The organism is Pedobacter nyackensis, assembly GCF_032678475.1.
In the GTDB taxonomy this organism is placed as follows: Bacteria; Bacteroidota; Bacteroidia; order Sphingobacteriales; family Sphingobacteriaceae; genus Pedobacter; species Pedobacter nyackensis_A.
Genome location: NZ_JAVTSF010000002.1, coordinates 21,208 through 47,755, shown reverse-complemented (window position 1 = coordinate 47,755; position 26,548 = coordinate 21,208). Strand labels below are relative to the sequence as shown.

At 39.9% G+C, this 26,548-nt stretch carries 18 protein-coding genes; 13 read left to right on the top strand and 5 right to left on the bottom strand.

Going from position 1 to position 26,548, the window contains the following annotated elements:
* Positions 1–41: 41 nt before the first annotated feature.
* The 5 genes from R2Q84_RS07790 (at position 42) to R2Q84_RS07770 (ending at position 10,965) form a co-directional block, all read left to right on the top strand.
* Positions 42–3,146 carry a TonB-dependent receptor gene (locus R2Q84_RS07790; protein WP_316815987.1) on the top strand — a complete coding sequence of 1,035 codons (3,105 nt, stop codon included), beginning with the start codon at positions 42–44 and terminating at the stop codon, positions 3,144–3,146.
* Positions 3,147–3,205: 59 nt separating this feature from the next.
* Complete coding sequence (locus R2Q84_RS07785) at positions 3,206–5,014, top strand: RagB/SusD family nutrient uptake outer membrane protein (RefSeq protein ID WP_316815986.1); 1,809 nt, start codon at positions 3,206–3,208, stop codon at positions 5,012–5,014.
* A gap of 75 nt (positions 5,015–5,089) precedes the next feature.
* Entirely contained in the window at positions 5,090–7,048 is a 1,959-nt protein-coding gene (locus tag R2Q84_RS07780; RefSeq protein ID WP_316815985.1) for a glycoside hydrolase family 97 protein, read from the top strand.
* A gap of 93 nt (positions 7,049–7,141) precedes the next feature.
* The gene (locus R2Q84_RS07775; RefSeq protein WP_316815984.1) at positions 7,142–9,043 is read left to right on the top strand and encodes a class II glutamine amidotransferase; all 1,902 of its coding nucleotides are present in this window, start codon (positions 7,142–7,144) and stop codon (positions 9,041–9,043) included.
* Between the two features lie 179 nt (positions 9,044–9,222).
* Positions 9,223–10,965 (top strand): trypsin-like peptidase domain-containing protein, encoded by a 1,743-nt coding sequence (locus tag R2Q84_RS07770; RefSeq protein ID WP_316815983.1) that lies wholly within the window; start codon positions 9,223–9,225, stop codon positions 10,963–10,965.
* Here R2Q84_RS07770 and R2Q84_RS07765 read toward each other — a convergent pair.
* On the bottom strand, positions 10,925–11,548 hold the full coding sequence (locus R2Q84_RS07765; RefSeq protein WP_316815982.1) for a LysE family translocator: 624 nt from the start codon (positions 11,546–11,548) through the stop codon (positions 10,925–10,927). The two genes, R2Q84_RS07770 and R2Q84_RS07765, sit on opposite strands and share 41 nt — an antisense overlap.
* 168 nt (positions 11,549–11,716) lie before the next feature.
* Between R2Q84_RS07765 and R2Q84_RS07760 the strand changes: the two genes are divergently transcribed.
* From R2Q84_RS07760 to R2Q84_RS07745, 4 genes are read left to right on the top strand one after another with little or no spacing between them, the layout of a single operon-like run.
* Complete coding sequence (locus R2Q84_RS07760) at positions 11,717–12,139, top strand: dCMP deaminase family protein (RefSeq protein WP_316815981.1); 423 nt, start codon at positions 11,717–11,719, stop codon at positions 12,137–12,139.
* Between the two features lie 8 nt (positions 12,140–12,147).
* Entirely contained in the window at positions 12,148–13,677 is a 1,530-nt protein-coding gene (guaA, locus tag R2Q84_RS07755) for a glutamine-hydrolyzing GMP synthase (RefSeq protein ID WP_316815980.1), read from the top strand.
* A complete protein-coding gene (locus R2Q84_RS07750; protein ID WP_316815979.1) occupies positions 13,634–14,860 on the top strand; it encodes an ABC transporter substrate-binding protein in 1,227 nt (408 codons plus the stop codon). The genes guaA and R2Q84_RS07750 overlap by 44 nt, the downstream gene beginning before the upstream one ends.
* Complete coding sequence (locus tag R2Q84_RS07745; RefSeq protein ID WP_316815978.1) at positions 14,857–16,020, top strand: RsmB/NOP family class I SAM-dependent RNA methyltransferase; 1,164 nt, start codon at positions 14,857–14,859, stop codon at positions 16,018–16,020. Before R2Q84_RS07750 ends, R2Q84_RS07745 begins: the two co-directional genes overlap by 4 nt.
* A 112-nt stretch (positions 16,021–16,132) precedes the next feature.
* Here the strand turns inward: R2Q84_RS07745 and R2Q84_RS07740 are convergent, their stop codons facing one another.
* Positions 16,133–16,702 carry a MarC family protein gene (locus R2Q84_RS07740; RefSeq protein ID WP_316815977.1) on the bottom strand — a complete coding sequence of 190 codons (570 nt, stop codon included), beginning with the start codon at positions 16,700–16,702 and terminating at the stop codon, positions 16,133–16,135.
* Between the two features lie 296 nt (positions 16,703–16,998).
* Here R2Q84_RS07740 and R2Q84_RS07735 point away from each other — a divergent pair, with 296 nt between their 5' ends.
* Positions 16,999–17,211, top strand: coding sequence for a hypothetical protein (locus R2Q84_RS07735; protein WP_316815976.1), 213 nt, complete (start codon positions 16,999–17,001; stop codon positions 17,209–17,211).
* A 72-nt stretch (positions 17,212–17,283) separates the two neighbouring features.
* Here R2Q84_RS07735 and R2Q84_RS07730 read toward each other — a convergent pair whose 3' ends face one another.
* Together R2Q84_RS07730 and R2Q84_RS07725 are read right to left on the bottom strand one after the other, a co-directional pair.
* Positions 17,284–18,990, bottom strand: coding sequence for an amino acid permease (locus R2Q84_RS07730; protein WP_316815975.1), 1,707 nt, complete (start codon positions 18,988–18,990; stop codon positions 17,284–17,286).
* Between the two features lie 176 nt (positions 18,991–19,166).
* Complete coding sequence (locus R2Q84_RS07725) at positions 19,167–21,401, bottom strand: sodium-translocating pyrophosphatase (RefSeq protein ID WP_316815974.1); 2,235 nt, start codon at positions 21,399–21,401, stop codon at positions 19,167–19,169.
* 353 nt (positions 21,402–21,754) lie between these two features.
* Between R2Q84_RS07725 and R2Q84_RS07720 the strand changes: the two genes are divergently transcribed.
* Positions 21,755–23,221: an APC family permease gene (locus tag R2Q84_RS07720; protein WP_316815973.1), complete on the top strand. Its 1,467-nt coding sequence runs from the start codon at positions 21,755–21,757 to the stop codon at positions 23,219–23,221.
* A gap of 7 nt (positions 23,222–23,228) precedes the next feature.
* Here the strand turns inward: R2Q84_RS07720 and R2Q84_RS07715 are convergent, their stop codons facing one another.
* Complete coding sequence (locus R2Q84_RS07715) at positions 23,229–25,142, bottom strand: ATP-dependent RecD-like DNA helicase (protein WP_316815972.1); 1,914 nt, start codon at positions 25,140–25,142, stop codon at positions 23,229–23,231.
* 201 nt (positions 25,143–25,343) lie between these two features.
* Between R2Q84_RS07715 and R2Q84_RS07710 the strand changes: the two genes are divergently transcribed.
* Positions 25,344–25,655: a hypothetical protein gene (locus tag R2Q84_RS07710; protein WP_316815971.1), complete on the top strand. Its 312-nt coding sequence runs from the start codon at positions 25,344–25,346 to the stop codon at positions 25,653–25,655.
* Positions 25,656–25,956: 301 nt separating this feature from the next.
* Positions 25,957–26,481 carry an OmpA family protein gene (locus R2Q84_RS07705; protein WP_316815970.1) on the top strand — a complete coding sequence of 175 codons (525 nt, stop codon included), beginning with the start codon at positions 25,957–25,959 and terminating at the stop codon, positions 26,479–26,481.
* Positions 26,482–26,548: the final 67 nt, after the last annotated feature.

Sequence of the window (26,548 nt, the reverse complement as noted above, 5' to 3'; positions counted from 1 at the left end):
AACAATTAACCAAATGTATAACCAACTAAAACAATGTTTTTATGAATGACAGTATACCTAAAATTTATAAGCTGCTGCTGTTTATTGTTCTTTTTATGTCTGTAGTATATATACATCCCAGCTACGGACAGGATAAGAGCAGTCAAATAAAAATTACAGGGTCTGTTAAGGATGAACTGAACCTTCCCTTGCCAGGGGTAAGTGTAACCAATTTAGCCAGTCAACAGAAAGTTTCTACAGATAATAATGGCAAGTTTAACATCATGGCCAACAGGGGAGATTCTATTAGTATCAGTTACGTAGGATATGTTGAATATCTGACAAAAATTTCCAATACCATCGATATCAATGTTATACTTAGGGCAGCGAACAACAGCTTGAATGAGGTTGCTATTGTAGGATATGGTCAACAGAAAAAGATCAGTCTGGTAGGCGCGCAATCCACTGTTAATGTAGAAAATCTCAAACAGCCGGTGGCCAACCTCAGTGCCACGCTTGCAGGTAGAATTGCGGGGCTGATTGGTGTGCAACGTACAGGGTTACCTGGTAGTAATGCCGCAAATGTCTGGGTTCGCGGAATCTCGACCTTCACTTCGCTCAATAATTCTAGTCCGCTGATTATTGTAGACGGTGTACAGGACAGAAACCTCGATGCCTTTGATCCGGAAGATATAGCTTCCTTCACCATATTAAAAGATGCAACTTCAACCGCTGTTTATGGCGCGCAGGGTGCAAATGGTGTGATTCTGATTACCACGAAAAAAGGGCGTGCCGGCACACCTTCCTTAACTTTTAACTACAATCAGGGCTTTGTTTCTTTCACGAAAACACCAGAACTGGCAGGTGCCGAGCAGTATATGAACCTGCGTAATGAAGCATTGGCTGCCGTTGGGGCCCAACCTGATTATTCTCCAGACTACATCAATAAAACCCTGAATGGTGTAGATCCAAATTTATATCCCAATGTAGATTGGATGAAGACCATTTTTAAAGAGCAGTCCTCCAACAGACGCTTTAATTTTAGTGCACGTGGAGGATCTGAAAGTGTACAATACTATTCTTCATTGGCCTATTACGATGAAACAAGTTTATTAAGGACTGATAATCTTCAGAGTTATAAGGCTGATACCCGCTTTCGAAGGTATAATTTTACTTCTAATGTAGATATGAACTGGACAAAGACCACCAGGTTCTCTTTAGGAATTCAAGGTTATATCAGTAACACCAATATGCCCGGAATCGGCCCACAGCAAGCATTTAACAGCGTGATGCAAACTCATCCGGTGCTTTATCCTGTTATGCTTCCCGGCAACCGTGTACCGGGCATCAATTCATCACGTGATTACCAGCCTAATCCTTACGCGCAATTAACACAGACCGGTTATACCAATAACTTTAGTAGTATGATTTATACCAATGCAGGAATCAATCAGGATCTTGGTTTTTTTCTGAAAGGACTTTCTGCACGTGGATTGTTCTCTTTTGATACCTGGAATGAACATACCATCGGCAGAACAAGAGCGCGGACCCTGTATGGGATTGATAAAGGAAATCCTTATAATGCCAATGGAGAACTAAATGTGGTTGTATTGGCTAATGGTTCCGACGAACTGGGCTATGGCCGGGGTAACAATGGCAACCGAAAATTTTATGTAGAGAGTGCCATCAATTACGATCGAGCTTTTGGAAGTCATAATGTAAGTGGGATGCTCTTGTACAATCAAACAAGTAATATTGGTGCATTTGCTGATAATCTGACTTCTTCGCTCCCGGTGCGTACTCAGGGAATTGCAGGTCGTGCTACTTATTCCTGGAAGGAGAAGTATTTTGCTGAATTTAATTTCGGATACAATGGATCTGAAAACTTTGCGCCCAGCGAGCGATATGGCTTTTTCCCTTCTATGGGGGTAGGATGGGTACTTTCCAGTGAGAAATTCTTTGAACCGCTGACTAAAGTGTTGCCTTTTTTCAAACTTCGTTATTCCAACGGATATGTAGGCTCTGGAAGTGGGGGGCGAAGATTTGGATTCTTAACCATTGTTAGTGACGGTGCAGATGGTTACAACTTTGGTAACGGGGCTAACAATGCAGGATATGGAGGGATTGCGATCCAGGATTACGGTGCTAAAGTCGCGTGGTCTAAATCTCACAAACAAGATTTGGGATTGGAATTTAAAACACTTGATTCAAAACTATCAGTAACTATTGATTATTTTAAAGAACACCGTACAGGCGTTTTCCTTCAGCGCAGAAGCTTACCTAATTATCTTGGTTTACAAAATTATCCATACGGTAACCTCGGTGTTATAGATAACCAGGGTTTTGATGGTACCGTTGATCTGGCTCCATTCAAAATCGGACAAACTTCGTGGACCTTTAATGGAACATTTTCTTACAATAAAGATAAAGTGATTGAAAATGATGATCCGGTACAGCCTTTTCCTTACATGGAACGACGTGGACACAATTACCTCGCTAGCTTTGGCTATGTCGCTGATGGATTATTCCAGTCACAAGCAGAAATCACCAGTCATGCAAGTCAGTCAGCATTGGGTGCACAACGTGTAGGAGACATCAGATACAAAGATCTGAATAGCGACGGAAAGGTAGATGCCAGGGATATTACAAAAATTGGAAATGGAGATATTCCAAACTGGATTTTCGGATTTGGTTTTAATGTAAGCTACAAAGGATTTTATTTAGGGGCCTTTTTTCAGGGAACCGGTGGGGCACAGCGTATGTTAAGTGGCGATGGTATTATTCCTTTTAATCATCCCAATGGTGGAGAACGAAGTAACCTGTTTGCAGCTGCGTCAGATCGCTGGACAGCAGATAATCCATTGGAAAATCCGCTTTATCCACGATTGGCATTCGGAAATTCTGCCAATCGAAATAATGCCGTTGCCAGTACATGGTGGCAAAAAGATATAGACTTTCTGAGGCTTAAGACAATGGATCTGGGATACAACCTGCCTTCAGGTACCCTTAAAAGTATGGGGGTAAAGATGGCAAGGATTTATGCGCAAGGTATAAACGTTCTTTACTGGAGCAAATTTAAGTTATGGGACCCCGAATTGGGTACTAACAACGGAGCTGCTTATCCAAATACAAGAACTATATCTCTGGGGATACAAGCTAGTTTTTAAATGACAGTAAACGGACCATCAAAGGCCCTTTCCGACAACTAAAAAAACAAATTAAACTGATGAAACGAATAATTATAATCTTCCTGATGACTATAGGTATGGCACTGTCTCAATCCTGTAAGGATTACCTGGATCAGGTACCGGATGATGTGTTGACCGTAGATGATATCTTTAAATCCAAAGAATATGTAGACAAGTACCTGGCTAATATCTATACCAATATCCCGAACGAACTGATGCAGCGTGTTGTTAGCTGGGGACATTCAGGCCCCTGGGTTAGCTCTTCTGACGAAGCGATGTACAATTGGGATTTCCATTATTCAAATAACATGAATAAAAGTACATGGGCAGCAACAGATTATTACGTTGCATTTTTTTGGACAGACTGGTATAAGTCTATCCGAAGTGCCAATGATTTTATAGATAAGATTGATGCTGCCAATTCAGTAGAAATTAGTGATGCCTTGAAGGTTAGGTATAAAGCCGAAGCAAGAGCGTTGAGAGCGATGTATTATTTTTGGTTGGTTAGGATGTATGGACCAGTGCCGCTGATTAATAAAGTACTGGAGCCAGATGCACCTTTAACGGAGTTACTGGTAGAAAGAAATACTTTTGATGAATGCATTGACTTTATCGTAGCAGAATTAGATGCTGCATACATCAACTTGCCCAGGGTTCCTGTAAATCAGGAGTATGGACGGATTACGAAAGGTATTGTTAAAGCCTATAAGGGCCAGGCACTGATGTTAAGTGCCAGTCCGTTGTTTAATGGAAATACGGATCTGGCACCAATGGTCAACAAAGCAGGTACCCCGCTGATCAATCAGCAGTACAATTCCAATAAATGGAAGCTTGCTGCCGACGCAGCAAAAGCTTTTATTGATGAGTTTGTACCGGGAACTTACAGTTTGTATACGGTTGCAGATAACGATCCTTTCATGGCCGCTTACCTGGCTTGCAAAGACGTATCTCTTGTCAATTGGAATAGAGAATGGATCTTTGGACGTTCGAACTCGGGAGTGCTCAGCTGGCACGATAAAACACCGCTGCACAGAGGGTTTACAACAGAAGTTCAAGGGTATGGTGCATTGGGTGTAACCCAAAAAATGGTGGATGCTTATTTTATGGACAATGGTCTTGGCATTAATGAAAATGGGTCAAATTATCAGCAAACAGGTTTCGTTAATTTTAAGGCACCATTTGATATTAAAGCCAGAAGTACTTACGCGCAATGGGTAAACCGGGAACCCAGATTTTATGTAGGTGTAACCTATAACAATAGCTACTGGTTGTACCAGGGGAGTAATGATAGGGAAGTCGTAACCATAATGGAGTTTTCTGGAAATTCTGGTAGGAGTCAAAGTGCTTCTGATATTTCGCCAACAGGGTATACGGTACGTAAAGACGTAACCAATAATGACAATAGTCGTGGATCAATGTTGTTGCGGCTGGCAGAAGTTTATCTCAACTACGCGGAGGCCTTGAATGAATACGATCCTAACAATCCAAATATCATCACATACCTGAACCTGATCAGGTCGAGGGCTGGAATCCCTATCTATGGAGCTGGCCCTGGTCAGGTCCCTGTGCCAGCTTCACAAATAGCAATGCGAGCGGCAATTCGAAAGGAAAGACAGGTAGAGCTTTCTTTCGAGAGTGTACGCTACTTCGATTGCCGCAGATGGAAAATTTCTATGGTAACAGATAACGAACCTGTTAGGGGAATGAATATGTACGTGGATGGCAATGCATTTTACCAGACCAGAATCATTACCAATCGTATTTTTAAACAGCGTGACTACTTGTGGCCAATACCAAATGACGAAATACTAAAAAACAATTTACTGGTCCAGAATCTGGATTGGTAAGGTCTCTCAAAGCGGGCTGCAGGTCATTACACAGCCCGCTCAAGTTTCCAGATACTTCAACTTTTTAAAATAAACATGAATAAAACCCTTATCCCGACTATTTTTACACTTAGCCTCCTGTTCCTTACTAAATTATCCCCTGCACAAAATATCTCCGTTAAATCCCCTGATGGAAAATTAAAGCTCGCTGTTGAACTGAGTGATAAAATCTACTACACCTTTGCCCACGAAAATGAACAGCTTTTAGCCAGGTCTGTACTTGGCTTGCAATTAAAAGGGCAAACTTTGGGAGAAGAGCCTAAGCTTAAAAAGCAAAAGATTACCTCGCTTAAAAATGTACTTGCACCAGTTGTCCCACTTAAGTTTTCTAAAATATCAAATGAATACAACCTGCTGAGTATGGAATTTTCAGGTGATTATGCTGTGGAATTCAGAGTTTATAATGAAGGGGTAGCCTACCGTTTTATCACCGGGAAAAAAGGACAAGTAGAAATTTTAAATGAAAACCTATTCCTGCAATTTCCGTCCAGTTACTTATTGCATGTACAACAGACCGGAGGCTTTGGTACTGCCTATGAAGAACCTTATTCGGCCATTGTTTCCAACATATGGAAGACCGAAAATCACATGTCGACCTTGCCTGTATTGATCGACACACGCAAAAAATATAAAATACTCATTTCTGAGTCTGATCTGGAAGACTATCCGGCAATGTTTATAAAAGGAAATGGTCAAAATGGAGTATCCGCGACTTTTCCTAAAGCACCATTAGCGTTTGGTGAAAACGGAGACAGGAGCCAAAAGATTCTGAAGGAAGCTGATTATATTGCAAAAACCGCTGGAACGAGAAGTTTCCCATGGCGCTATTTCGTTGTTACGGAAAACGATGGTCAGCTCCTCACGAATACGATGACTGGCAAGCTGGCTGCCGCCAGCACGATTAAAGACCCCTCATGGATTCAGCCCGGGCAGGTTAGCTGGGAATGGTGGAATGATGCTGCACCATATGGTCCCGATGTGAACTTTGTATCGGGATATAATCTGGAAACCTATAAATATTACATCGATTTTGCGGCTAAGAATGGTATTAAATACATCATTATGGATGAGGGCTGGGCAAAAGATACCACGAATCCATTTGAGCCAAATCCTGATGTGGACCTTAAGGCACTCCTGTCATATGGTCAGCAAAAAAAAGTAGGCATTATCCTATGGCTAACCTGGCTTACAGTCGAAAAAAACTTCCATCTTTTCAAAACTTTCAGTGAATGGGGAGTGAAGGGAGTGAAAATAGACTTTATGGATCGCAGTGACCAATGGATGGTGAATTATTATGAACGTGTAGCTAAAGAAGCGGCCAGGTACAAACTATTTGTGGATTTTCATGGTTCTTTTAAACCTGCAGGACTGGAGTATAAGTATCCAAATGTACTTTCTTATGAAGGTGTTCGTGGGATGGAACAGATGGCAGGGGCCATACCAGACAATAGTGTATTTTTACCATTTATAAGGAATGCTGTAGGGGCAATGGATTATACACCCGGTGCGATGTTAAGTATGCAACCTGAGGTTTACGGAGCGCAGCGCCCAAATGCGGCAAGTATCGGTACCCGTTCTTATCAGATGGCACTCTTCGTTATTTTTGAAAGTGGCTTACAAATGCTGGCCGATAATCCTACTATGTATTACAGGAATCAGGATTGTACAGATTTTATCACACAGGTTCCGACAACCTGGGATGAAACAAGAGCACTGGCGGCTAAAGCCGGGGAGTATGCGATTGTAGCCAAACGAAAAGGCGACCGTTGGTTTATTGGTGGAATGACGAACAATATGGGAGAACGTGAATTTGAGTTGAAGTTTGATTTTCTAAAAACGGGGGAAACGTTTAAAGTCACGTCATTTGAAGACGGAATCAATGCTGGCCGGCAGGCAATGGATTACAGGAGGAGAGAATTTAATGTGCGTTCAGGAGAAAGTATTCGCATCAAGATGGTAAGAAATGGAGGTTGGGCAGCAGTGGTTCAACCTTAAGCCATTTCTAAAATGTTTGTTTTTTTTGACAATATCTTTCTAGGTTCTGATTATTATTAACGGTAAATTTGCAGCTCATAATAAAACACACTAATGAGTGACTCAATAAAACATGAATGCGGAATTGCCTTTATCCGCCTTTTAAAACCGCTCTCATACTACCAGGAAAAATACGGGACTGCACTTTACGGACTAAACAAGCTTTATCTTTTGATGGAAAAGCAGCACAACCGTGGACAGGATGGAGCTGGGATTGCTACAATTAAACTGGATGTAAAACCCGGTCACCGTTACATCAGCAGATATAGGTCGATGGCGCAAAACGCCGTGTCCGATATATTTGGATATGTACAAGGTAAATTTGTAGACATTCAAAACGAAACTCCTGAATTGATGCAGGATGCAGAGTGGTTGAAACAAAATGTGAGTTTTATTGGTGAGGTTTTACTAGGCCATTTAAGGTATGGTACACACGGTAAAAACAGTATTGAAAACTGTCACCCATTTTTACGTCAGAATAACTGGATGACCAGGAATCTTGTGATTGCCGGTAACTTCAATATGACGAATGTTGACGAGTTGTTAGAACAACTGTATGAACTTGGTCAGCATCCTAAAGAGAAAGCTGATACGGTTACTGTTCTTGAAAAGATAGGCCACTTCCTTGACGACGAGAATCAGGAATTGTTTGATGAATATAAAAAAGAAGGTCTGGATAATGTAGAGATCACGCATAAGATCTCAGAGCATCTGGATATCGCTAAAATATTACGTCGTTCTGCAAAGAACTGGGATGGTGGATATGCCATTTCAGGTATTGTTGGGAACGGTGATGCTTTCGTACTTCGCGATCCTTCAGGAATACGTCCGGCATACTACTATGCTGATGATGAAATTGTAGTTGCTGCGTCAGAAAGACCGGCGATTCAAACTGCTTTTAATATTCAGTTTAAGAATGTTAAGGAGATCGAACCAGGACATGCACTGATTGTTAAGAAGAACGGTACTGTAACCCAGGAAGTTTTTAGAGAGCCTCAGGAAAAAAGAGCTTGTTCATTTGAACGCATTTACTTTTCGAGAGGAAGTGATGCTGAAATTTATAAAGAAAGAAAACATTTAGGTGCGCTATTGTGTGATCAGATTCTTAAAACTGTAAACTTCGATTTGAAAAATACAGTATTCTCTTTCATTCCTAACACAGCAGAAGTGTCGTTTTATGGAATGGTGGAAGGTTTGCATAGTTATATCAGAAATGTACAAAAAGACACCTTGCTTAATCGGAAGGACAGTTTGGACGATAAAGCACTTGAAGAATTGCTTTCAATGACGCCAAGAGTTGAAAAGCTGGCCATTAAGGATGTAAAACTGAGAACATTTATTACTCAGGATGCAGACAGGGGTGATATGGTTGCACATGTCTATGATACTACTTATGGCGTTATCAAAAACGATACAGATACTTTAGTTGCGGTTGATGATTCAATTGTAAGAGGAACAACTTTAAAACAAAGTATTATCAAAATTATAGACAGGTTACATCCTAAGAAGATCATCATCGTTTCTTCAGCACCTCAAATCCGCTACCCGGATTGCTACGGTATTGACATGTCTAAGATGGGTGAATTCGTTGCATTTGAGGCTGCGATCCAATTGTTAAAAGCAAGAGGAATGGAAAATGTAATTGAGGAAGTTTACCAAAAATGTAAAGCATCCCTGTTACTACCAAAAGAACAGATCGTAAACCATGTAAAAGATATCTATAGTCCATTTACACAGGAAGAAATTTCTGCTCAGATTGCTAAGATCATTACTCCCGTTGAAACTGTTGCTGAAGTAGAAGTAATTTATCAGACTTTAGATAACCTACATGTGGCATGTCCTAACAATAGCGGCGACTGGTACTTCTCAGGTGACTATCCAACTCCAGGTGGTAACAAAGTAGTAAACAAAGCTTTTGTGAACTGGAAAGAAGGAAATAATCAACGTGCATACTAAATAAAATGTACAATGCAGGTACTTTTACCTGTGCATAAACCCCGGTTGCTATCTGCAACCGGGGTTTTGTTTTTTACCTACGTACGTTTTTATCAGGTAATTAAAATATTACGTAGTGTATTTTAAACTTCCTGTCATTACCTATGTCCTAACAGGTGTAAAACCAACCGAAATCACAGATGAAGAAATTATTGTTTTTATTCATTTTCCTACAATGTACTGCCCCTGTGTTTTCCCAGGTGCCTAAGCCTAATCAAGCTATTAAGAATCTGGAAAATAACGTCCAAAGTGTTATTCAGCAAGTTTATAAAGCTAGTGTTTATATCACCCCTTATGATTCAATTCGTAAGAAAGCCACCGGGGGCTCATTTAGTGGGGTAGTGGTTGATGCCGATGGCTATATTTTATCTGCGGCACATGCGGTTAAGCCTAACAACCTGTACGAAGTTACTTTTCCTGATGGAGCAAAATTTAGGGCAATTGGTCTGGGTAGGATTGCTTCTAATGACGCAGCTGTAATGAAAATAGAAGAAAAAGGTAGCTGGCCATTTGCAGAAATGGGATGGTCTTCTTCTTTAAAAAAAGGTATGCCATGTATCAGTATCGCATATCCAGGAACCTTAGCGGCTAAAACACCGACAGTAAGATTAGGCTATGTGGCCGAGACGGAAACAACTGAAGGTTTTATACGTACCACCTGTTTGATGGAACCTGGTGATTCGGGAGGGCCTGTGTTTGATATGAAAGGAAGAGTAATCGGATTACATAGTAAAATTAACCTCTCTCCGGAGGATAATTTTGAAATCCCTGTAGATTTATATAGAAAGTACTGGAATTCGTTGATTAAACCTGTTAGCTATACTTCATTACCGCAAACTGAAGGTTTTGCTGCTGATCGCTATGCAGACGTGTTAAAAGCAGAACCTGTTATGATGAATTTAGGTCAAAACCTAAATGGGATAGAAAATCGGCTGGATAAAAATACCGTGGTAATCAAAAGCATAGTAAAAGGTGCTGATTGCCAGATTCTCGGTACCCTGCTGGATTTAAAAGGGCTTGTTCCGGAAATGACCTTGAAAGAAAAGAGTTTTTTGCTGAGCAAAAGTTCTATGGTAGGAAATGAACCATTTGTTGAAGTGAAAAAAGGTGTTGTCAGGCCTGCTAAAGTAATAAAACGAGATGAAGATAATGATCTGGTCTTACTTCAGGTTCAGGAAAAAATTAAGGGGGGCATAGTGCTTAAAACGGTGAGCCTTGATTCGGTAACTTTTGTAAAGGTAGGTAAGTTTTTAATCTCTCCCCAACCTGAGGGTGAAGGAGTGGTAAGTGTATTAGGGAATACACAATTTGTTATAGCTAAAGGCCCTACAGCAGCATATATGGGGGTGAATACCAACTTAAAAGATGGGAAGGTCGTGATATCAATGGTTATGCCGCGTAGCCCTGCCAGTGTCGCAGAACTCGAAGTAGGTGATGAGCTGAATAGCTTTAATGGAAAACCTGTTTTAAAAATGGAAGATTTGAGCGCAGAAATTTCAAAGCACAATCCTGATGATACACTCAGTCTTCAGTTAGTTAGATCTGGTGTTCCTTATCATAAATACATAGTGCTCAAACCAAGAAGGTTAAATGAAAGACATATCGCTTACCGTTTTACGGACGGACGTAGCGAAAGGCGAGATGGATTTAAGTCTGTATTGGTTCATGATGCTAAATTAAAACCTACCGAATGTGGTGGACCTTTATATGATATCGATGGAAATTTCTATGGAATAAATATTGCCCGGGTAAGCCGCACCAGTAGTCTGGCTATTCCAGTGGCATTAATAAGTAAATTTGTAAAGGGTTCAGGGGTAGCAGGGAACCTACAAACTCTTCTGACTAGTAAGATTTTAAAAATACCTCAATCAGCAACCTTATAGCGAATATTAGTATAACTCCTCCCGCAATCCTGTTCAGGTTCTGTATGGTTTTTTCTTTAATCCGGTACCTTAATTTAGCCGCGTAATATGTCTTAAAGCCGTCTACCGTTAACTGTGTAATCATCGCGATAATAAAAAAAACAACCTTTTCAGCCATGTCATAATGTAGCTGTACAGAAATGATACCACCCACCATAACCCAGAACATAAGCGTTGTAGGTGATAACAGGCACATTAAAAATCCTTTCAACACGTAGCCTCTTTTTTTTACTTTCGCAATCTCGGCAATATCATAGTTAACTTTAACCGTGTTAAATAAGTAATAAAAGCCGATGCCTAATAAAAACAAACCACCAACTATTCCTATATATTCGAAATATTCAGCTTTATAGTCTACAAACTGGGAACTGAAGATCGTTAAGCTGATAAAAATGATGTCACTTAGAATAACGCCTACGGCTAAGGAAAAACCTGCTTTAAATCCTTTTTCAATGCTGGTTTTGATCATTGAAAAGAAGACTGGTCCTGTTAAAAATGAAAATAAAATCCCTGCACCAATCCCTTGTAATATAGCTTCAAACATTCACCTAACGTTATATATTGTGCTAATATGCGATTTTAAACATAAATTAGCCTCAAAAAAATCGATCCTTTTATCATAAATATAAAAAATAAACGCTGCTGATATTTTAAAAGTATCACCAGAATAATGAATAGCATGACAGTAAAACCGAGTTTTAACCATATTTTTATGAATTTAGCTACCGATCTCGCGTTCCGTTCGCATTGTGTGCGTGCGCAGGTTGGGGCAGTCTTGACAAAAGATACCCGTATCATCTCTATTGGCTACAATGGTCCGCCGGCAGGTACGCATAATTGTGATGAAGAATGGGCTGAGGATGGCTGTGCAAGAGATTCAAAAGGTAGTTGTTCACTTGCCCTGCATGCGGAGGAGAACGCTATCTTATATGGAATGAAAAATGGATCGAAAATAGAAGGTGCTACTTTGTATACAACACTTTCTCCCTGTATTGCCTGTGCTCGTCTAATTTTGTCTTCCGGTATTAAGATAGTTTATTACAGAGACTCCTATGCTGCCTACAAAGGGTTACCCAGTGATGAAGGTGTTGATTTTTTAAAGAGATTTGGCGTGGAAGTCATTAAGTATTCTTAACTTTGGCCATGCTAGAAAAAATCATAATTCTCGATTTTGGATCCCAATATACACAGTTAATTGCACGTCGGGTACGCGAGTTAAACGTTTATTGCGAAATTCATCCTTTCAATAATATTCCTGAGATCACTTCAGACGTAAAAGGTATTATTTTCTCAGGTAGTCCATACTCTGTACGCCAGGAAGATGCACCACAAATAGATTTGGAAAAATTCCACCTTAACTACCCTGTTTTAGCGGTTTGTTACGGTGCACAATATATAGCGCAACATATGGGCGGAGAAGTTCAGGCTTCATCTACCCGTGAATATGGACGTGCAAACCTTAATTTTGTTGCTTCAGGTAATAAACTTTTCAAAAATATAGCTCTGGATTCACAAGTATGGATGTCACATGGTGATACGATTACTAAGATTCCTGAAAACTTCGAACTGATTGCCAGCACCGACAGTGTAAAGGTTGCCGCTTTCCAGGTAAAAGGTACGGAAACTTATGCGATTCAGTTTCACCCGGAGGTAACACACAGTACTGATGGTAAACAATTATTGGAGAATTTCCTGGTAGACATTTGCGGATGTAAACAGGAATGGACACCATATGCTTTTGTAGAAACTACAATTGCTGATTTAAAAGAGAAACTTGGAAATGACAAAGTTGTACTTGCTCTTTCTGGAGGTGTAGATTCTAGTGTTGCTGCTATTTTATTGCATAAAGCTATCGGTACTAACCTACACTGTATTTTTGTTGACAATGGTCTTTTACGTAAAGGTGAATATGAGGCCGTATTAGAGCAGTACAAACATCTTGGTTTAAACATCAAAGGCGTTGATGCAAAAGAACGCTTTTTAAGTCAGCTGGCTGGTGTAAGCGATCCGGAGTTAAAGCGTAAAGCAATCGGAAGAGTATTTATTGAAGTGTTTGATGACGAAGCGCATCAGGTACAAGACGTAAAATGGTTGGCTCAAGGTACAATCTATCCGGATATTATTGAATCAGTTTCAGTAAAAGGTCCATCTGCTACAATTAAATCTCACCATAACGTAGGTGGTTTACCTGACTTTATGAAGCTGAAAGTTGTAGAACCGCTTAATACTTTATTTAAGGATGAAGTTAGAAGAGTAGGTACATCTTTGGGATTGGAACACTTTATCATCGGACGCCACCCTTTCCCGGGACCAGGTTTGGCCATCAGGATTCTAGGTGAAGTAACAGCAGAGAAAGTCGCAATACTTCAGGAAGCTGATGCGATATACATTAACAATTTAAAAGAAGCTGGATTATACGATAAAGTATGGCAGGCAGGAGCGATATTCCTTCCGGTTCAATCAGTGGGCGTAATGGGCGATGAGCGTACTTATGAGAACGCAATAGCACTTCGCGCTGTTGAATCTGTTGACGGTATGACCGCCGACTGGTGTCATTTACCATATAACGTACTCGCAAAAATTTCTAATGAAATCATTAATAAAGTAAAAGGAATTAATCGCGTTGTATATGATATTAGCTCAAAACCACCAGCAACAATTGAGTGGGAATAAGTATTGGATCATTGTACTTTCGGCGTTACTGTTATCAGCCTGTTCCCCAAAAACACGGCCTGTAGCTAAGAAACCCGAGCCAATAAAAGAAGTCGAGAAAATAGAAAAGCCTGCTGAAAAATTTAAGCAGGCTAATATTTCTCTGCTTGCTCCTTTTCGGTTAAATGAGATTAAACTTAAGGCTGCAACAAAAGCTGATGTAGAAAAAGCAGCGATGGCTATCGATTTTTACCAGGGTTTTAAACTTGGCGTAGATTCGGCCGCGTTACTTGGTCAGAACTTTAAACTTAAGGTATACGATACGCAGGATAACAATTCTCAACTTTCGTCCCTGATTGATAATGGTGGGTTAGTTGGCAGCAATCTGATTGTAGGACCGGTGTTTCCTGATGGACTAAAGTACATGACTAACTATTCCATATCGCGAAATATCCCGATAGTGAACCCATTGGCTGCTACGCAACCTTCTGAGTTCGCAAATCCTAATCTGATATCGATTGTGAATAACATCGATCTCCATGCCGAAAAAATAGGTAATTATATCAGCAAAAATTATAATCCGGCAACTACTGTCATTGTACTCATTAACCCAAAAGGGGCAAATGATGAGGTGTTCGCAAAACCTTTAAGGACCTATTTTGCAAACACTAAAAAGCCCTTTACTTTTCAGGAGTATGCATCTGTGTTTACCCTGGAAACCAGGATTGTTAAAGGGAAGCAGTATGTGATTATGGTGAGTTCATCCGATAAGAAATTCGTTATACCTACTTTGGATAAACTGATGAAGTTAAAGAAAACTGGCTTGAATACCTCATTGTTTGGCCATCCTGACTGGATTAAGCAGAATTACAATACAGATCAGCTCCAGGCTTTAAATACGATTATATCTTCTTCTTATAAGGTGGACTATACCAGGGCGGAAGTAAATAAATTTATCAAAAAATACAGATTGCTGTTCAATTTCGAACCCGGAGAGTATGCCTTTAAGGGATTTGATATTGGCTATTATTTTGGTAGATTATTTTCAATTTATGGAGAAGATTATTTGAAGCATCTAACTAAAGAAAACTATAAAGGCCTCCATAATTCATTTCATTTTATACACGATCATGAGCTGGGATATATTAATACCAGTTTGATGCTGTTACGTTATAAGAACTTTGCTTTAAATATTGTAGAATGAGAGTAGAACACCAGATCAGGACGTTTGAGCAGATCTTTAACAGCTATGATGGGGCAGTACCATTGCACCGGTTTTTGTTTATTTATTTTAAACGGAACAAGCAAATGGGGTCCTCAGACAGGCGATGGGCATCAAGGTATATCTATAGCTTTTTTAGATTAGGTAAAGCACTGCTTAAGGAAGACAGATCACAACGACTGGCAATTGCAGACTTCCTATGTAATCAAAGTCCAAGCCTGGTAATAGAAGCTTATCTGCCGACGCTAAAAGATAAAGTTGGCCTTTCTGTTGCTGAGAAGATTAAGTTGGTTCAATCCGCTTATCCCGCATTTAAGTTGACTGATGTTTTTAGCTTTCATGAGGCATTATCTACTGATATTGAAAAGCAGGAATTTTTCGAATCCTTTTTTACTCAGCCTGATCTTTTTATCAGGGCTGCTCATGGGCAACAGGATAAAATAGCCGACGTGTTGGAGCAAGAGGGGATAGTGGCAGAAAAAATAGGTGCACATACACTTGCTGTTCCGAACGGGACTAAATTGGATAAGGTATTAACCCCTGAACAGCTTTATCAGGTACAAGACCTTTCTTCCCAACAGACGGGTGAGTTCTTTCAACCCCAGCAATGGGATAAATGGTGGGATTGTTGTGCAGCTTCAGGTGGAAAATCATTGTTGTTGTATGATCTGGAACCAAAAGTAGAACTCCTGGTTAGCGATGTGCGGGAAAATAGTTTAAATAATCTGGATGAGCGCTTCCGGGCAGCAGGGTTAAAGAAATATCAGAAAAAAGTGTTAGATCTGCTTCAGAATAATGATCAGGATCTTCATCACTATGAATTCGATGGGATCATTCTCGATGCACCTTGCTCTGGATCGGGAACATGGGGAAGAACACCGGAGATGTTGTATTACTTTGAACAGCATAGAATCAGCTACTTTTCAAGATTACAACGCACCATTGCTACCAACGTGGTTAAGTATTTGAAAGCCGATAAGCCCTTGATTTACATTACCTGTTCTGTGTTTAAAGAAGAAAACGAAGATGTAATTGCTTATCTGCTGGAAAACCTGCCTTTAAAACTGGAGAAAATGGAACTGATCAAAGGCTATCACTATAAGGCCGACACGATGTTCGTTGCACGCCTGAAAAAGTCTTAGTTTCTTTTGCCCGGCTTTTGGTCCGCTTTTGCTTTTATTTTGCTATCCTTTTGCTCAAACCGATAGAAAAGGAAGATTAAACCAAACTGAAAGCAAAAGAATATGCTAATGACTACAGACCGGTATTGTTCCGGAATAACTTAATTGCAATAGCCAGCAAAATAATCCCAAATGCTTTCCTCAATACATTAAGCCCTGATTTACCAAAAAGCTTTTCCAGACGCTCAGTATTTTTTAATACAAAGTAAACAAACATCATATTAAGCAGAATGCCCACAATAATGTTTTGTGTAGCATATTCCGTTTTTAATGATAATAAAGTCGTCATGGTACCTGCGCCTGCAATCAATGGAAATGCTAAAGGTACGATAGACACTGTTTCAGGCGCATCTCCTTCCTTGAATATCGTCAAGCCAAGTACCATCTCCATTGCAATGAAAAAGATCACCATAGAGCCGGCAATGGCAAAAGATGCTACGTCTAAGCCTATGATTTTTAATAAGGTTTCTCCGGCAAATAAAAAGATGATCATTAATACAGATGCTACTATGGTTGCCTTCTCCGACTGGATATGTCCTGCTTTTTTTCTAAGTTCGATGACAATAGGAATAGCACCCAGGATATCAATGATTGCGAATAGTACCATTGTCGTTGAGAGGATTTGACTGAAATTAAATTCCATAGCAGTAGATTTATTCTGCAAAGTAACGGAAAAAAATAACCGTTCTCTTCATCGCGGGAACCTTTTGCCTTGAAGAAAGGCAAAATTTTCCAATGCTCTTCAGAGAAGGTGATTTTTTTGGAAAGCAGGGTGGACAGTTATGGCGGTTATTTTAGAAGAAAGAAATGTTGTGTTTAGTGACGAGTTTTATTCGCCGAAGATTTAATGTCGTTCACCGGTTTTTTTACCCGTCCTGACCATAGCTTGTTTTGTCGTTGGTTTATACTACCCATCTTTGAGGTATAATTTAATAAGCTATGAACACGGTCATCTTTAAAACATCAGTACAAAACAGAATCGATATGATTGCTGTGAAACCAGTTTTTAATCTTTTGTTTGGTAAACAAAACTGGCTATTTTCATTTGATGATAAATTGCTTAAAGTAATGACGACGGTACCTTGTGCGGATATGATAAAAGCTATTTTGAGAGAGAATGGTTTGGTAGGGGAAGAATTAAGATTTGCATAGATCGTCCAGGTGTTCATAAAAAAACCGCCTTGTTCTTGTACAAGGCGGTTTTTTTATAATGTTATTTTTAGCTTACCTAATTTCTTTAGGAGTTACGTTTGCAGCAGTAGCGGCTTTGTATGCATAAATTATAAAATGTACAGCGGCAAAAACCAATGAGAAGTAATACAAGCCTGTATCTTTGCCATCAGTAATGTGATGGTGTATAATGGCAACAATAACTAAAAGCACAGCTAATGCAAGTCCTATATAGGACACTGTTTTTGTGCTCTTGGCTAAGGTCGATTGTTTATTGTCAGATAACAAACTGTTTTTCATGCCATAGAACAAGTAAACATTTACCCCAATAATCATCCAAACCAATAAGCGAACCCAGGTATCCAACGGTAAAAATACCATCATACCCAAGCAAACCACTACACCCAATATTGGAATTAAAGGAACCAATGGTACTTTAAAGGCTCTTGGCAGATCCGGCATTCTATTTCTTAGGATAACCACACCAATACATACCAGGATAAATGCAAGTAAGGTACCAATACTGGTCATTTCACCTACAACAGTTGCAGGTACAAAAGCAGCGAATAAACTCACAAACACCATAAACAATAGATTACTTTTTGCAGGTGTGCTGAATTTAGGGTGAACTTTTGAGAACACCGCTGGCAATAATCCATCTTTACTCATAGAGAAAAATACTCTTGATTGTCCCAGTAACATTACCAGGATTACAGAAGCATAACCACCTAAAATTGCAAGGATAATTAGTTTGTTTAACCATGGGTAAGCAGGTTCAACTATTCCGGCAGCATTTTTAAGACCCATATTGTCAATTGCTACAGCAACAGGGGCAATACCATCCTGACCTTTAAACAGGTCGTAGTTAGCAACACCAGTCATTACGTGTGCAAAAAGAATGTATAGAATAGTACAAATGAATAATGAAACTAAGATACCAATTGGCATATCTCTTTTAGGATTTTTTGCTTCCTGGGCTGCAGTAGATACTGCGTCAAATCCGATGTAGGCAAAGAATACAATTCCGGCGGCGCGTATCACACCTCCCCATCCGTGTGTAAATGCACTTTCGTGACCAGGCTTATCGCCAGGTATAAAATATGGAGAATAGTTATTTGTATCGATGTATTTCCATCCAAGGAAAATAAAGATAAACACGATAATCACTTTAATGGCAACGATAAGGCCGTTTACAAACGCAGATTCACTTGTTCCTCTAATCAGTACGAACGACATCACTATGATGATAAATACCGCTGGCAGGTTAAGCATACCTGAAACTACAGTACCATCTAATAAGGTTGCATGTTCAAAAGGTGACATGGTGAATTGCGGAGGCAGGTGAAGGTCGTAATAACCAAGGAATTTGACTAAATATCTGCTCCAGCTAATAGAAACTGTTGCGGCACCCAGTGCATATTCTAATACCAGGTCCCATCCGATAACCCAGGCTACGAATTCGCCCATGGTGGCATAAGAGTAGGTGTAAGCACTACCCGCAACAGGGATCATCGATGCAAATTCTGCATAACACAATCCTGCAAAACCACAGCCTAATGCAGCGATGATAAAAGAAATGGTAATGGCCGGTCCAGCATTGTTTGCTGCTGCTGATCCGGTAATAGAGAAAAGGCCAGCTCCAATAATGGCTCCAATACCCAGGGCCACCAGATTTACTGGTCCAAGTGATCTTTTTAGTGTTCCCTCACCGCTCTCAGCTGCTTCCATGGTGAGTAAGTCAATAGACTTTCTAAAATTCATAATTTGTGGTTTAGTTTAATAAGTTAGTTTTTACTATGCTCTTTAATTGAATATTATTTTCTAGCTATTGTGATAAAATCGAATTTATCATAATAGTGTCAAACCTAAATAAAATATATTTAAAAATAAAAGGGATTCTTTTTAGAAATCCCTTTTATTTTTAAACAGTATGTATGCTATTTGTGCTTGATTAATGCAGTTTTTACACTTTCAATCACTACTTTTTTAATAGGTTCTTTAATTTTTGCCTTGTCTGTAGAGACTGTTACCGCAATATAAGGAGCGATAACCAATGAAACGATAGACATCAGCTTAATCAGGATATTCATAGAAGGGCCTGAAGTATCTTTAAAAGGATCACCAACAGTATCACCGGTTACAGAAGCCTTATGAGGCTCTGATTTTTTGTAATGCATTTCACCATTGATTTCTACACCTTTCTCAAATGATTTCTTAGCATTGTCCCATGCACCCCCGGCGTTAGACTGGAATATACCCATCAATACGCCCGAAACGGTAACACCAGCAAGTAAACCACCCAGTATTTCGGCAGAACTTACTGAAGGAAAAACACCTTTAAATCCGAAACCAACAATGATTGGTACCAATAGTGCAATAGCTCCCGGTAACATCATTTCGCGGATGGAAGCTTTAGTTGATATGGCTACACATTTTTCATATTCAGGCTTAGCTTTATACTCCATAATTCCGGGGATTTCGCGGAACTGACGACGAACCTCTGTTACCATGTCCATTGCTGCTTTACCAACTGCTGCAATACACAATGCCGAGAAGATAAAGGGGATCATAGCACCTACAAATAAGCCAGCTAAAACCGGGGCTTTGTAAATATCGATGGCCGAAATGCCTGCAACACCAACAAAGGCAGCAAATAGCGCCAATGAAGTTAAGGCCGCTGAAGCAATGGCAAATCCTTTACCTGTTGCAGCAGTCGTATTCCCAACAGCATCCAGGTTATCAGTACGTCCGCGTACTTCAGGAGGAAGTTGACTCATTTCGGCAATACCACCTGCATTATCCGCAATTGGACCAAAAGCATCAATAGCCAATTGCATAGCTGTAGTAGCCATCATACCAGCAGCAGCAATCGCTACTCCATATAAACCCGCAAAGGCGTAAGAGAAGATAATACCACCAGCTAAAACGAGGATAGGGGCAACCGTTGATTTCATTCCTACCGATAAACCACCAATAATATTGGTCGCATGACCCGTACCTGATTGTTGAATAATTGAATTAACCGGTCCTTTGCCCATGGCAGTATAGTATTCGGTAATGATGCTCATTAAAGTACCAACCACTAAGCCTACAATGATGGCGCAAAACACATCTATATTCGTGAAATTAACCCCACGCAAATGAAGCTGTTCAGGTAGCATCCACATCACTATGAAATAAGAAGCGATAGCTGTAATTACAATAGAACCCCAGTTTCCTAAATTCAAAGCTGTTTGAACATTGGAATCCTCTCCCTTAATACGTACAAACCAGGTACCTATAATAGAAAACAAAATGCCCATTCCACAGATCACCATAGGGAGTAATATTGGAGACATGCCGCCAAAGTTATCCATGGCAACAATTTCCTGCCCCAATACCATTGTAGCTAAAATTGTCGCTACATAAGAACCGAATAAATCGGCACCCATGCCTGCAACATCGCCCACATTGTCACCTACGTTATCGGCAATCGTAGCCGGGTTACGCACATCATCCTCAGGAATACCTGCTTCAACTTTACCTACTAAATCGGCACCTACATCGGCAGCTTTGGTATAAATCCCCCCCCCAACACGTGCGAAAAGTGCAATAGATTCTGCACCCAGCGAGAAACCTGTCAGCACTTCAATTGCTGTTTTCATTTCTGTGCTGTTTGCAGCCACAACATTAAACATCTGAAGAAAAACTATGAACAGACCGCCCAGACCTAAAATTGCAAGTCCGGCAACACCAAGTCCCATAACAGTACCTCCGGTAAAGGATACTTTTAAAGCTTGTTTTAAACTGGTTCTCGCAGCTTGTGTGGTACGTACATTTGCTTTTGTGGCGGCCTTCATGCCAATATATCCTGCGGTAGCAGAAAATACAGCACCAATAATAAAGGCAATGGAAATGATCCAGCTGGAATGCAGGACTACACCATTTATTTCATGAATGCTTCCCGAATACGCCAGTAAGGCTGCGGTAAATACCACGAAAATACTCAATACTCTCCATTCTGCTTTTAAAAAGGCCATGGCCCCATCTGCAATGTACCCGGCAAGCTCCTGCATGTTTTTGTCGCCAGCATCCTGCTTGTTTACCCAGGCACTTTTAATGGCCATTACCAGAATGCCAATTAAGCCCATCAAAGGGATCAGATAAATTAAATTGTTTTGTAAAAACTCCATACTTTAATTCTTCTCGTTTAGATTGTTTAATTTGTTTTGTTTGGTTTTCCTTTTTGTAATAAGTAGTGGTTCGTTTATGTGGTTTATCACAATCTGGCTTACAACAAAAATAACGGTGTAAACGTAATTAACAAATTTTTAATCAATTGATTGCAATCCTTTTTTAAAAATATATACTGATGTGCTTTGATTGATATGGAGGAGCCATTTTAGTCGGAATTTTAAATAAAAAAAATCAGCATTACGCAACAAAGCGATTTTTAAATATATTAGCTCTGGAAAGGGATGTGATTGCTGACCGTGATTTAAATGATAAAGTCCCTGACAAAACCAACCAAACCAACCAACAAATAATGGAAAAAGAAAATCAGGATGGCTCTTTTAAACGGGAGCTTGGCCTTTTAGATGGTACAATGCTGGTCGTAGGATCAATGATCGGCTCCGGTATATTTATTGTCAGTGCCGATATTGTGCGCAATGTAGGCAGTGCCGGATGGCTGATAGCAGTATGGGTAATTACCGGGCTGATGACTATGACTGCGGCAATAAGTTATGGGGAATTGAGTGGCATGTATCCCAAAGCTGGTGGTCAGTATGTTTATCTAAAAGAGTCTTACAACAAGCTGATTGCCTTTTTATATGGCTGGAGTTTTTTTGCGGTAATCCAAACAGGTACTATAGCCGCTGTAGGCGTTGCTTTCTCTAAATTCGCGGCTTACCTTATTCCGGCGTTGAGTGAAGATAATAAGTTGCTTCAAATACAGACCGGATTGGATAGTTGTAATGTTCCAACTTATTTTTCAGTGAGCTCTGCACAGATCATGTCAATAGCTGTTATAGCATTGCTCACCTATTCCAATACCCGTGGTGTAAAAGGAGGGAAGTGGATACAGAATATTTTTACCTCTACAAAATTACTTGCGCTGTTTGGTTTGATTATAGCCGGAGTGGTCATGTTTAAACCGGAAGTGTGGCATGCCAACTGGGCCAATACCTGGATAGCCACAAAGGCAGCATTGGTAGACAGCTGTAACCCTGCCGCAGGATTCAGTGTAGCGCCAATCGCAGGGACAGCCCTGTTAGGTGGTATTGCAGCGGCTATGGTAGGCTCTGTTTTTAGCAGTGATGCCTGGAACAATGTAACCTTTATTGCGGGCGAAATGAAAAATCCGAAACGGAATATAGGACTTAGCCTGTTTCTGGGAACGCTTATAGTGACTGTTATTTATGTCTGTGCTAACCTGGTTTATCTTGCGGTATTACCTATGGATGAAATAGCACATGCAACAAAAGATAGAGTTGCAGTAACAGCTTCTACAGTTATTTTTGGCGGTATCGGGACAGCATTGATTGCCGTGATGATTATGATTTCAACCTTTGGCTGTAACAATGGACTTATACTTGCGGGGTCAAGGGTATATTATACCATGGCCCAGGATGGTTTGTTCTTTAAAAATGCAGGGAAATTAAACAAGCATGGTGTGCCGGAATGGGCATTATGGGCGCAATGCCTGGTTGCTGCGATTCTTTGCCTCAGCGGTAAGTATGGTGACCTGCTGGATATGATCTCCTTTGTTGTAGTTATATTTTACGTACTTACTATCGGTGGTATTTTTATTCTTCGCAGAAGGTTGCCCAATGCCGAGCGCCCTTACAAAGCATTTGGATACCCACTCTTACCTGCGCTATATATTATTCTTGGTATTAGTTTTTGTTCTTTGTTAATCTGGTTCAAACCTCAGTTTACCTGGCCGGGACTTATTATCGTGCTTATCGGGATTCCTGTTTATTACCTGACCAGACAAAAAGAAACAGTTTAATAGTTCACTAAAACAACTGGAGGTTTATGGTTGGCTGATCATTGGCTTGTGAATTTGGCTTCGCATTTTTAGGTGCCTTATGTTTACTGATCCAGGCCACATAATTTGCAGGATGAATCGGTTCCTTAAGTAAGCCAGCACCATATTGCATCAGGGAAATCCGGTTTTCTATAACCTGTCTGTATTTTTGCATCAGGTGTTGAAGCTGCTGCTGTATTTTGTTTTTCGGTTTTACCCTAATGTTTTTATTGAGCTGATTGATCAGCTGAAGATTTAGCTCTTTAGTGAAATAGGTTAATGCTGATTCAATTCTGGCTTGGAGTGCTTGTTGGTCCTTAAAGCCATTTTGTTGGTGAAGTTGTTTAACCTGATTTTGGAAACGATCAGACAATCCTAAAAGATCAGTAACGGATTTATTAAGCTGAGCTACTAATGTCTTGAATTCAGGAAGGATTGATTTGACAACTTCCGGGTTCGATGCCATCGTTTCTAATCCGCTATGGATGCGGCTAAAAGAGAAATGGCTTAGCACCAGTTGCAGAATGAAACTTTCCTGCTCAGCTATCAGAATATTGTCCAATTCTTCTTCTTTTACAGGTTTCATGTAATTGATGACTTCTGTATTTGATCGTAGACTGTCGGTACCGATCTTCGATTTTAAAATCAAACCATTTAATGTTCTTACCCTACTTAAGGCTACGTAGACCTGCCCGGCCACAAATGATTTACCGGCATCAATAATGGCGCTGTCGAACGTTAAACCCTGACTTTTATGAATGGTTACCGCCCAGGCCAGTTTAATTGGGTATTGTGAAAATTCACCTACCTGCTGTTGAACAATAGCTTCTTCTGTATCTGTTTTATATTCAAACGACTGCCAGGAAGTCTTTTCCAATAACAAGTCTTCCTCGTTTGGAAAAGAAATATAGATTTCACCATCGTTTACAGACTTGACCTTTCCAATTTTTCCATTGTAAAACTTACGGTTTTCACCAGTGTCATTTTTGATAAACATGATCTGGGCACCCTCCTTAAGCGTCAGACTTTGCTCTGCCTGCAGCCCCAGGTCCCGGAATTCTCCACTTATCTCGCCTTCAAAAGTGTAGGCTGTGCCTGGAAGTTCATCCAGTTTCTCTTTATTGATGGTATTGGCTTCTGCATTATGTGAGGTAATGATGATCGGACTTATTTCATCAGCAATATTGTACTCGGGGTTATATCGTTTGTTTAGCAATTGAAGCCCATTTTCATTGATCTGATTGTTTCTGATGTCATTTAATATATTAATGAATTCCGGTTCAGTCTGGCGAAATACAGTCGTTAGCTCTATTTGCAAAACGGGATTTCTTCTGATTACAAGCGCATCAAAAAAGTAGGGAGAAGGATAGGCCCTGCTCAAAAAGCTCCAGTCTTCTCTCTTGGTTACTGGTGGCAGTTGGTATAAATCGCCAATAAGAAGTAGTTGTACGCCGCCAAAAGGAGCATTATTTTTTCTAACAGACCTTAGGATGGCATCGATTACGTCCAGTAAATCGCAACGTACCATAGACACCTCGTCAATTACCAGTAATTCTAATTCGTTAAAAAGGCTCAGTTTTTCCCTGTTATAGCTAAGATCTGAAACCATAGACTGAATGGAAATAAAGCCAGATTGCAGATGCTCTAAACTAATGTCGCCGGGAAAAAATGATCCGGGAGGAAGCTGAAAGAATGAGTTTATGGTTGTGCCTTTCGCATTCATAGCTGCAACGCCGGTAGGAGCGATAACAGCCATTTTTTTTGAACTCGTTTCTTTAATTTTTTTGAGTAATGTCGTTTTTCCTGTTCCGGCTTTTCCGGTAAGAAAAATACTCTGATTGGTGTAGTCAATAAAAGATAAGACTTTGTCGAAAATTGAATTGGAAGAAGCGGAATTACTCATACAGCAAATTTACTCGATTTTTTTTGCTGTAGGGAGTATTGTTGAAATGTATATGGCGTCTATATATTCATTCTTATAGAAAGAGTAATAAGATGACATTTTTTTTAGAAATGAAGTATAGAAAAACAAATGGAGTGTTTATTAATTCCCGAATATTAATTACTTTTGCTAAAAATAGTAGTATTACTGAGATTTTAGCCGATGACTGTAACTGTACTTGCGATTATAGAACCAGATGTTAAGCCCGCACCTCCACTGGCAAAAGTGATGAACGAAAGACTTGTACGCTTTGCCAAAGAGCTGCAGGATACCCACCTTAAAGGCCTGGAAACAGTTGAGCCTTTATTTGATGATGTTGTTATTTACATAGGTTATAACAGTAAATACAGTATCCGCTGGAAAATCGTAAACGATGTACCCGGTGGAATAGAGGCCGAGGTAGCCGATCAATGCGCCAAACTTGGTTACATAAAATGGAAAACCACTGTTTTCGGTGTAATTGATAAATCATAGCATTATATAACACTTTCAGATGTTTCTAGGTGTCAATCGTGTTTGAGAGGACTTTCAAAGGCGTTTTTAAGGTGTTGAGACTTAGCCAACAGGAATTAAACAGCTACGTACGGCCAAAAGCTATTGATGACAATTTCTCAAAAATAATCTGGAAAAAATACCTCAAAGTAGCTATAAAATTGGACAAGATTAAATATCCTGCACTATTTGTGTAATTAGTTCGTTTTAATGAGGTATTCTTTTTAAGATCTGAAAACTATTTTATATTATTACGAGCACAAACAAAAACACAAAGAAACAAATGAAATTTTTAAGAACTAGTTTAATGTTGGCGGGCATAGGTTTGCTTGCTATGTCAGTACAATCATGCAAAACCAAGAAAGTTATTGCTAAGCCCACTCCTGTTGAAAGACCAGCGCCACCTGTTGAAGAAAAAAAGCCTGAACCAGTAGAGGCACCGAAGCCGGCACCAGCTCCTGTTGCGGAAAAACCTAATTACAGCTTTAATAATGTTCAGTTTGAATTTAACTCAGGAGTACTGAAAACTGAATCTTTTGAAGTATTAGACAGGATTGCTACAGAAATAAAGAAAGATCCTTCAGTAAAATTTGTAATAAACGGACATTCATCTATTGAGGGTTCTGCAGCACATAATATGTCGTTGTCAGTTGACAGGGCTAATTCTGTGAAACTTTATTTGGTAAATGCAGGTGTAAATTCTGCTAACCTTTCTGTAAAAGGTCACGGTGCTACTCAGCCTGCTGCTCCAAATAGTACAGAAGAAGGTAGGGTGTTGAACAGACGTGTTGAAGTTAAACGTAATTAGAACTGAATATTAGTTCCTATACTTTTTTGAATTATAAACAACAAAACCATGTTTTATATAAAACATG

What these genes read in the sequence shown, in the direction of transcription:
- R2Q84_RS07790 (WP_316815987.1), top strand. Translation starts at nt 42, where the DNA reads ATGAATGACAGTATACCTAAAATTTATAAGCTGCTGCTGTTTATTGTT.
- R2Q84_RS07785 (WP_316815986.1), top strand. Translation starts at nt 3,206, where the DNA reads ATGAAACGAATAATTATAATCTTCCTGATGACTATAGGTATGGCACTG.
- R2Q84_RS07780 (WP_316815985.1), top strand. Translation starts at nt 5,090, where the DNA reads ATGAATAAAACCCTTATCCCGACTATTTTTACACTTAGCCTCCTGTTC.
- R2Q84_RS07775 (WP_316815984.1), top strand. Translation starts at nt 7,142, where the DNA reads ATGAGTGACTCAATAAAACATGAATGCGGAATTGCCTTTATCCGCCTT.
- R2Q84_RS07770 (WP_316815983.1), top strand. Translation starts at nt 9,223, where the DNA reads ATGAAGAAATTATTGTTTTTATTCATTTTCCTACAATGTACTGCCCCT.
- R2Q84_RS07765 (WP_316815982.1), bottom strand. Translation starts at nt 11,548, where the DNA reads ATGTTTGAAGCTATATTACAAGGGATTGGTGCAGGGATTTTATTTTCA.
- R2Q84_RS07760 (WP_316815981.1), top strand. Translation starts at nt 11,717, where the DNA reads ATGAATTTAGCTACCGATCTCGCGTTCCGTTCGCATTGTGTGCGTGCG.
- guaA (WP_316815980.1), top strand. Translation starts at nt 12,148, where the DNA reads ATGCTAGAAAAAATCATAATTCTCGATTTTGGATCCCAATATACACAG.
- R2Q84_RS07750 (WP_316815979.1), top strand. Translation starts at nt 13,634, where the DNA reads ATGATATTAGCTCAAAACCACCAGCAACAATTGAGTGGGAATAAGTAT.
- R2Q84_RS07745 (WP_316815978.1), top strand. Translation starts at nt 14,857, where the DNA reads ATGAGAGTAGAACACCAGATCAGGACGTTTGAGCAGATCTTTAACAGC.
- R2Q84_RS07740 (WP_316815977.1), bottom strand. Translation starts at nt 16,702, where the DNA reads ATGGAATTTAATTTCAGTCAAATCCTCTCAACGACAATGGTACTATTC.
- R2Q84_RS07735 (WP_316815976.1), top strand. Translation starts at nt 16,999, where the DNA reads ATGAACACGGTCATCTTTAAAACATCAGTACAAAACAGAATCGATATG.
- R2Q84_RS07730 (WP_316815975.1), bottom strand. Translation starts at nt 18,990, where the DNA reads ATGAATTTTAGAAAGTCTATTGACTTACTCACCATGGAAGCAGCTGAG.
- R2Q84_RS07725 (WP_316815974.1), bottom strand. Translation starts at nt 21,401, where the DNA reads ATGGAGTTTTTACAAAACAATTTAATTTATCTGATCCCTTTGATGGGC.
- R2Q84_RS07720 (WP_316815973.1), top strand. Translation starts at nt 21,755, where the DNA reads ATGGAAAAAGAAAATCAGGATGGCTCTTTTAAACGGGAGCTTGGCCTT.
- R2Q84_RS07715 (WP_316815972.1), bottom strand. Translation starts at nt 25,142, where the DNA reads ATGAGTAATTCCGCTTCTTCCAATTCAATTTTCGACAAAGTCTTATCT.
- R2Q84_RS07710 (WP_316815971.1), top strand. Translation starts at nt 25,344, where the DNA reads ATGACTGTAACTGTACTTGCGATTATAGAACCAGATGTTAAGCCCGCA.
- R2Q84_RS07705 (WP_316815970.1), top strand. Translation starts at nt 25,957, where the DNA reads ATGAAATTTTTAAGAACTAGTTTAATGTTGGCGGGCATAGGTTTGCTT.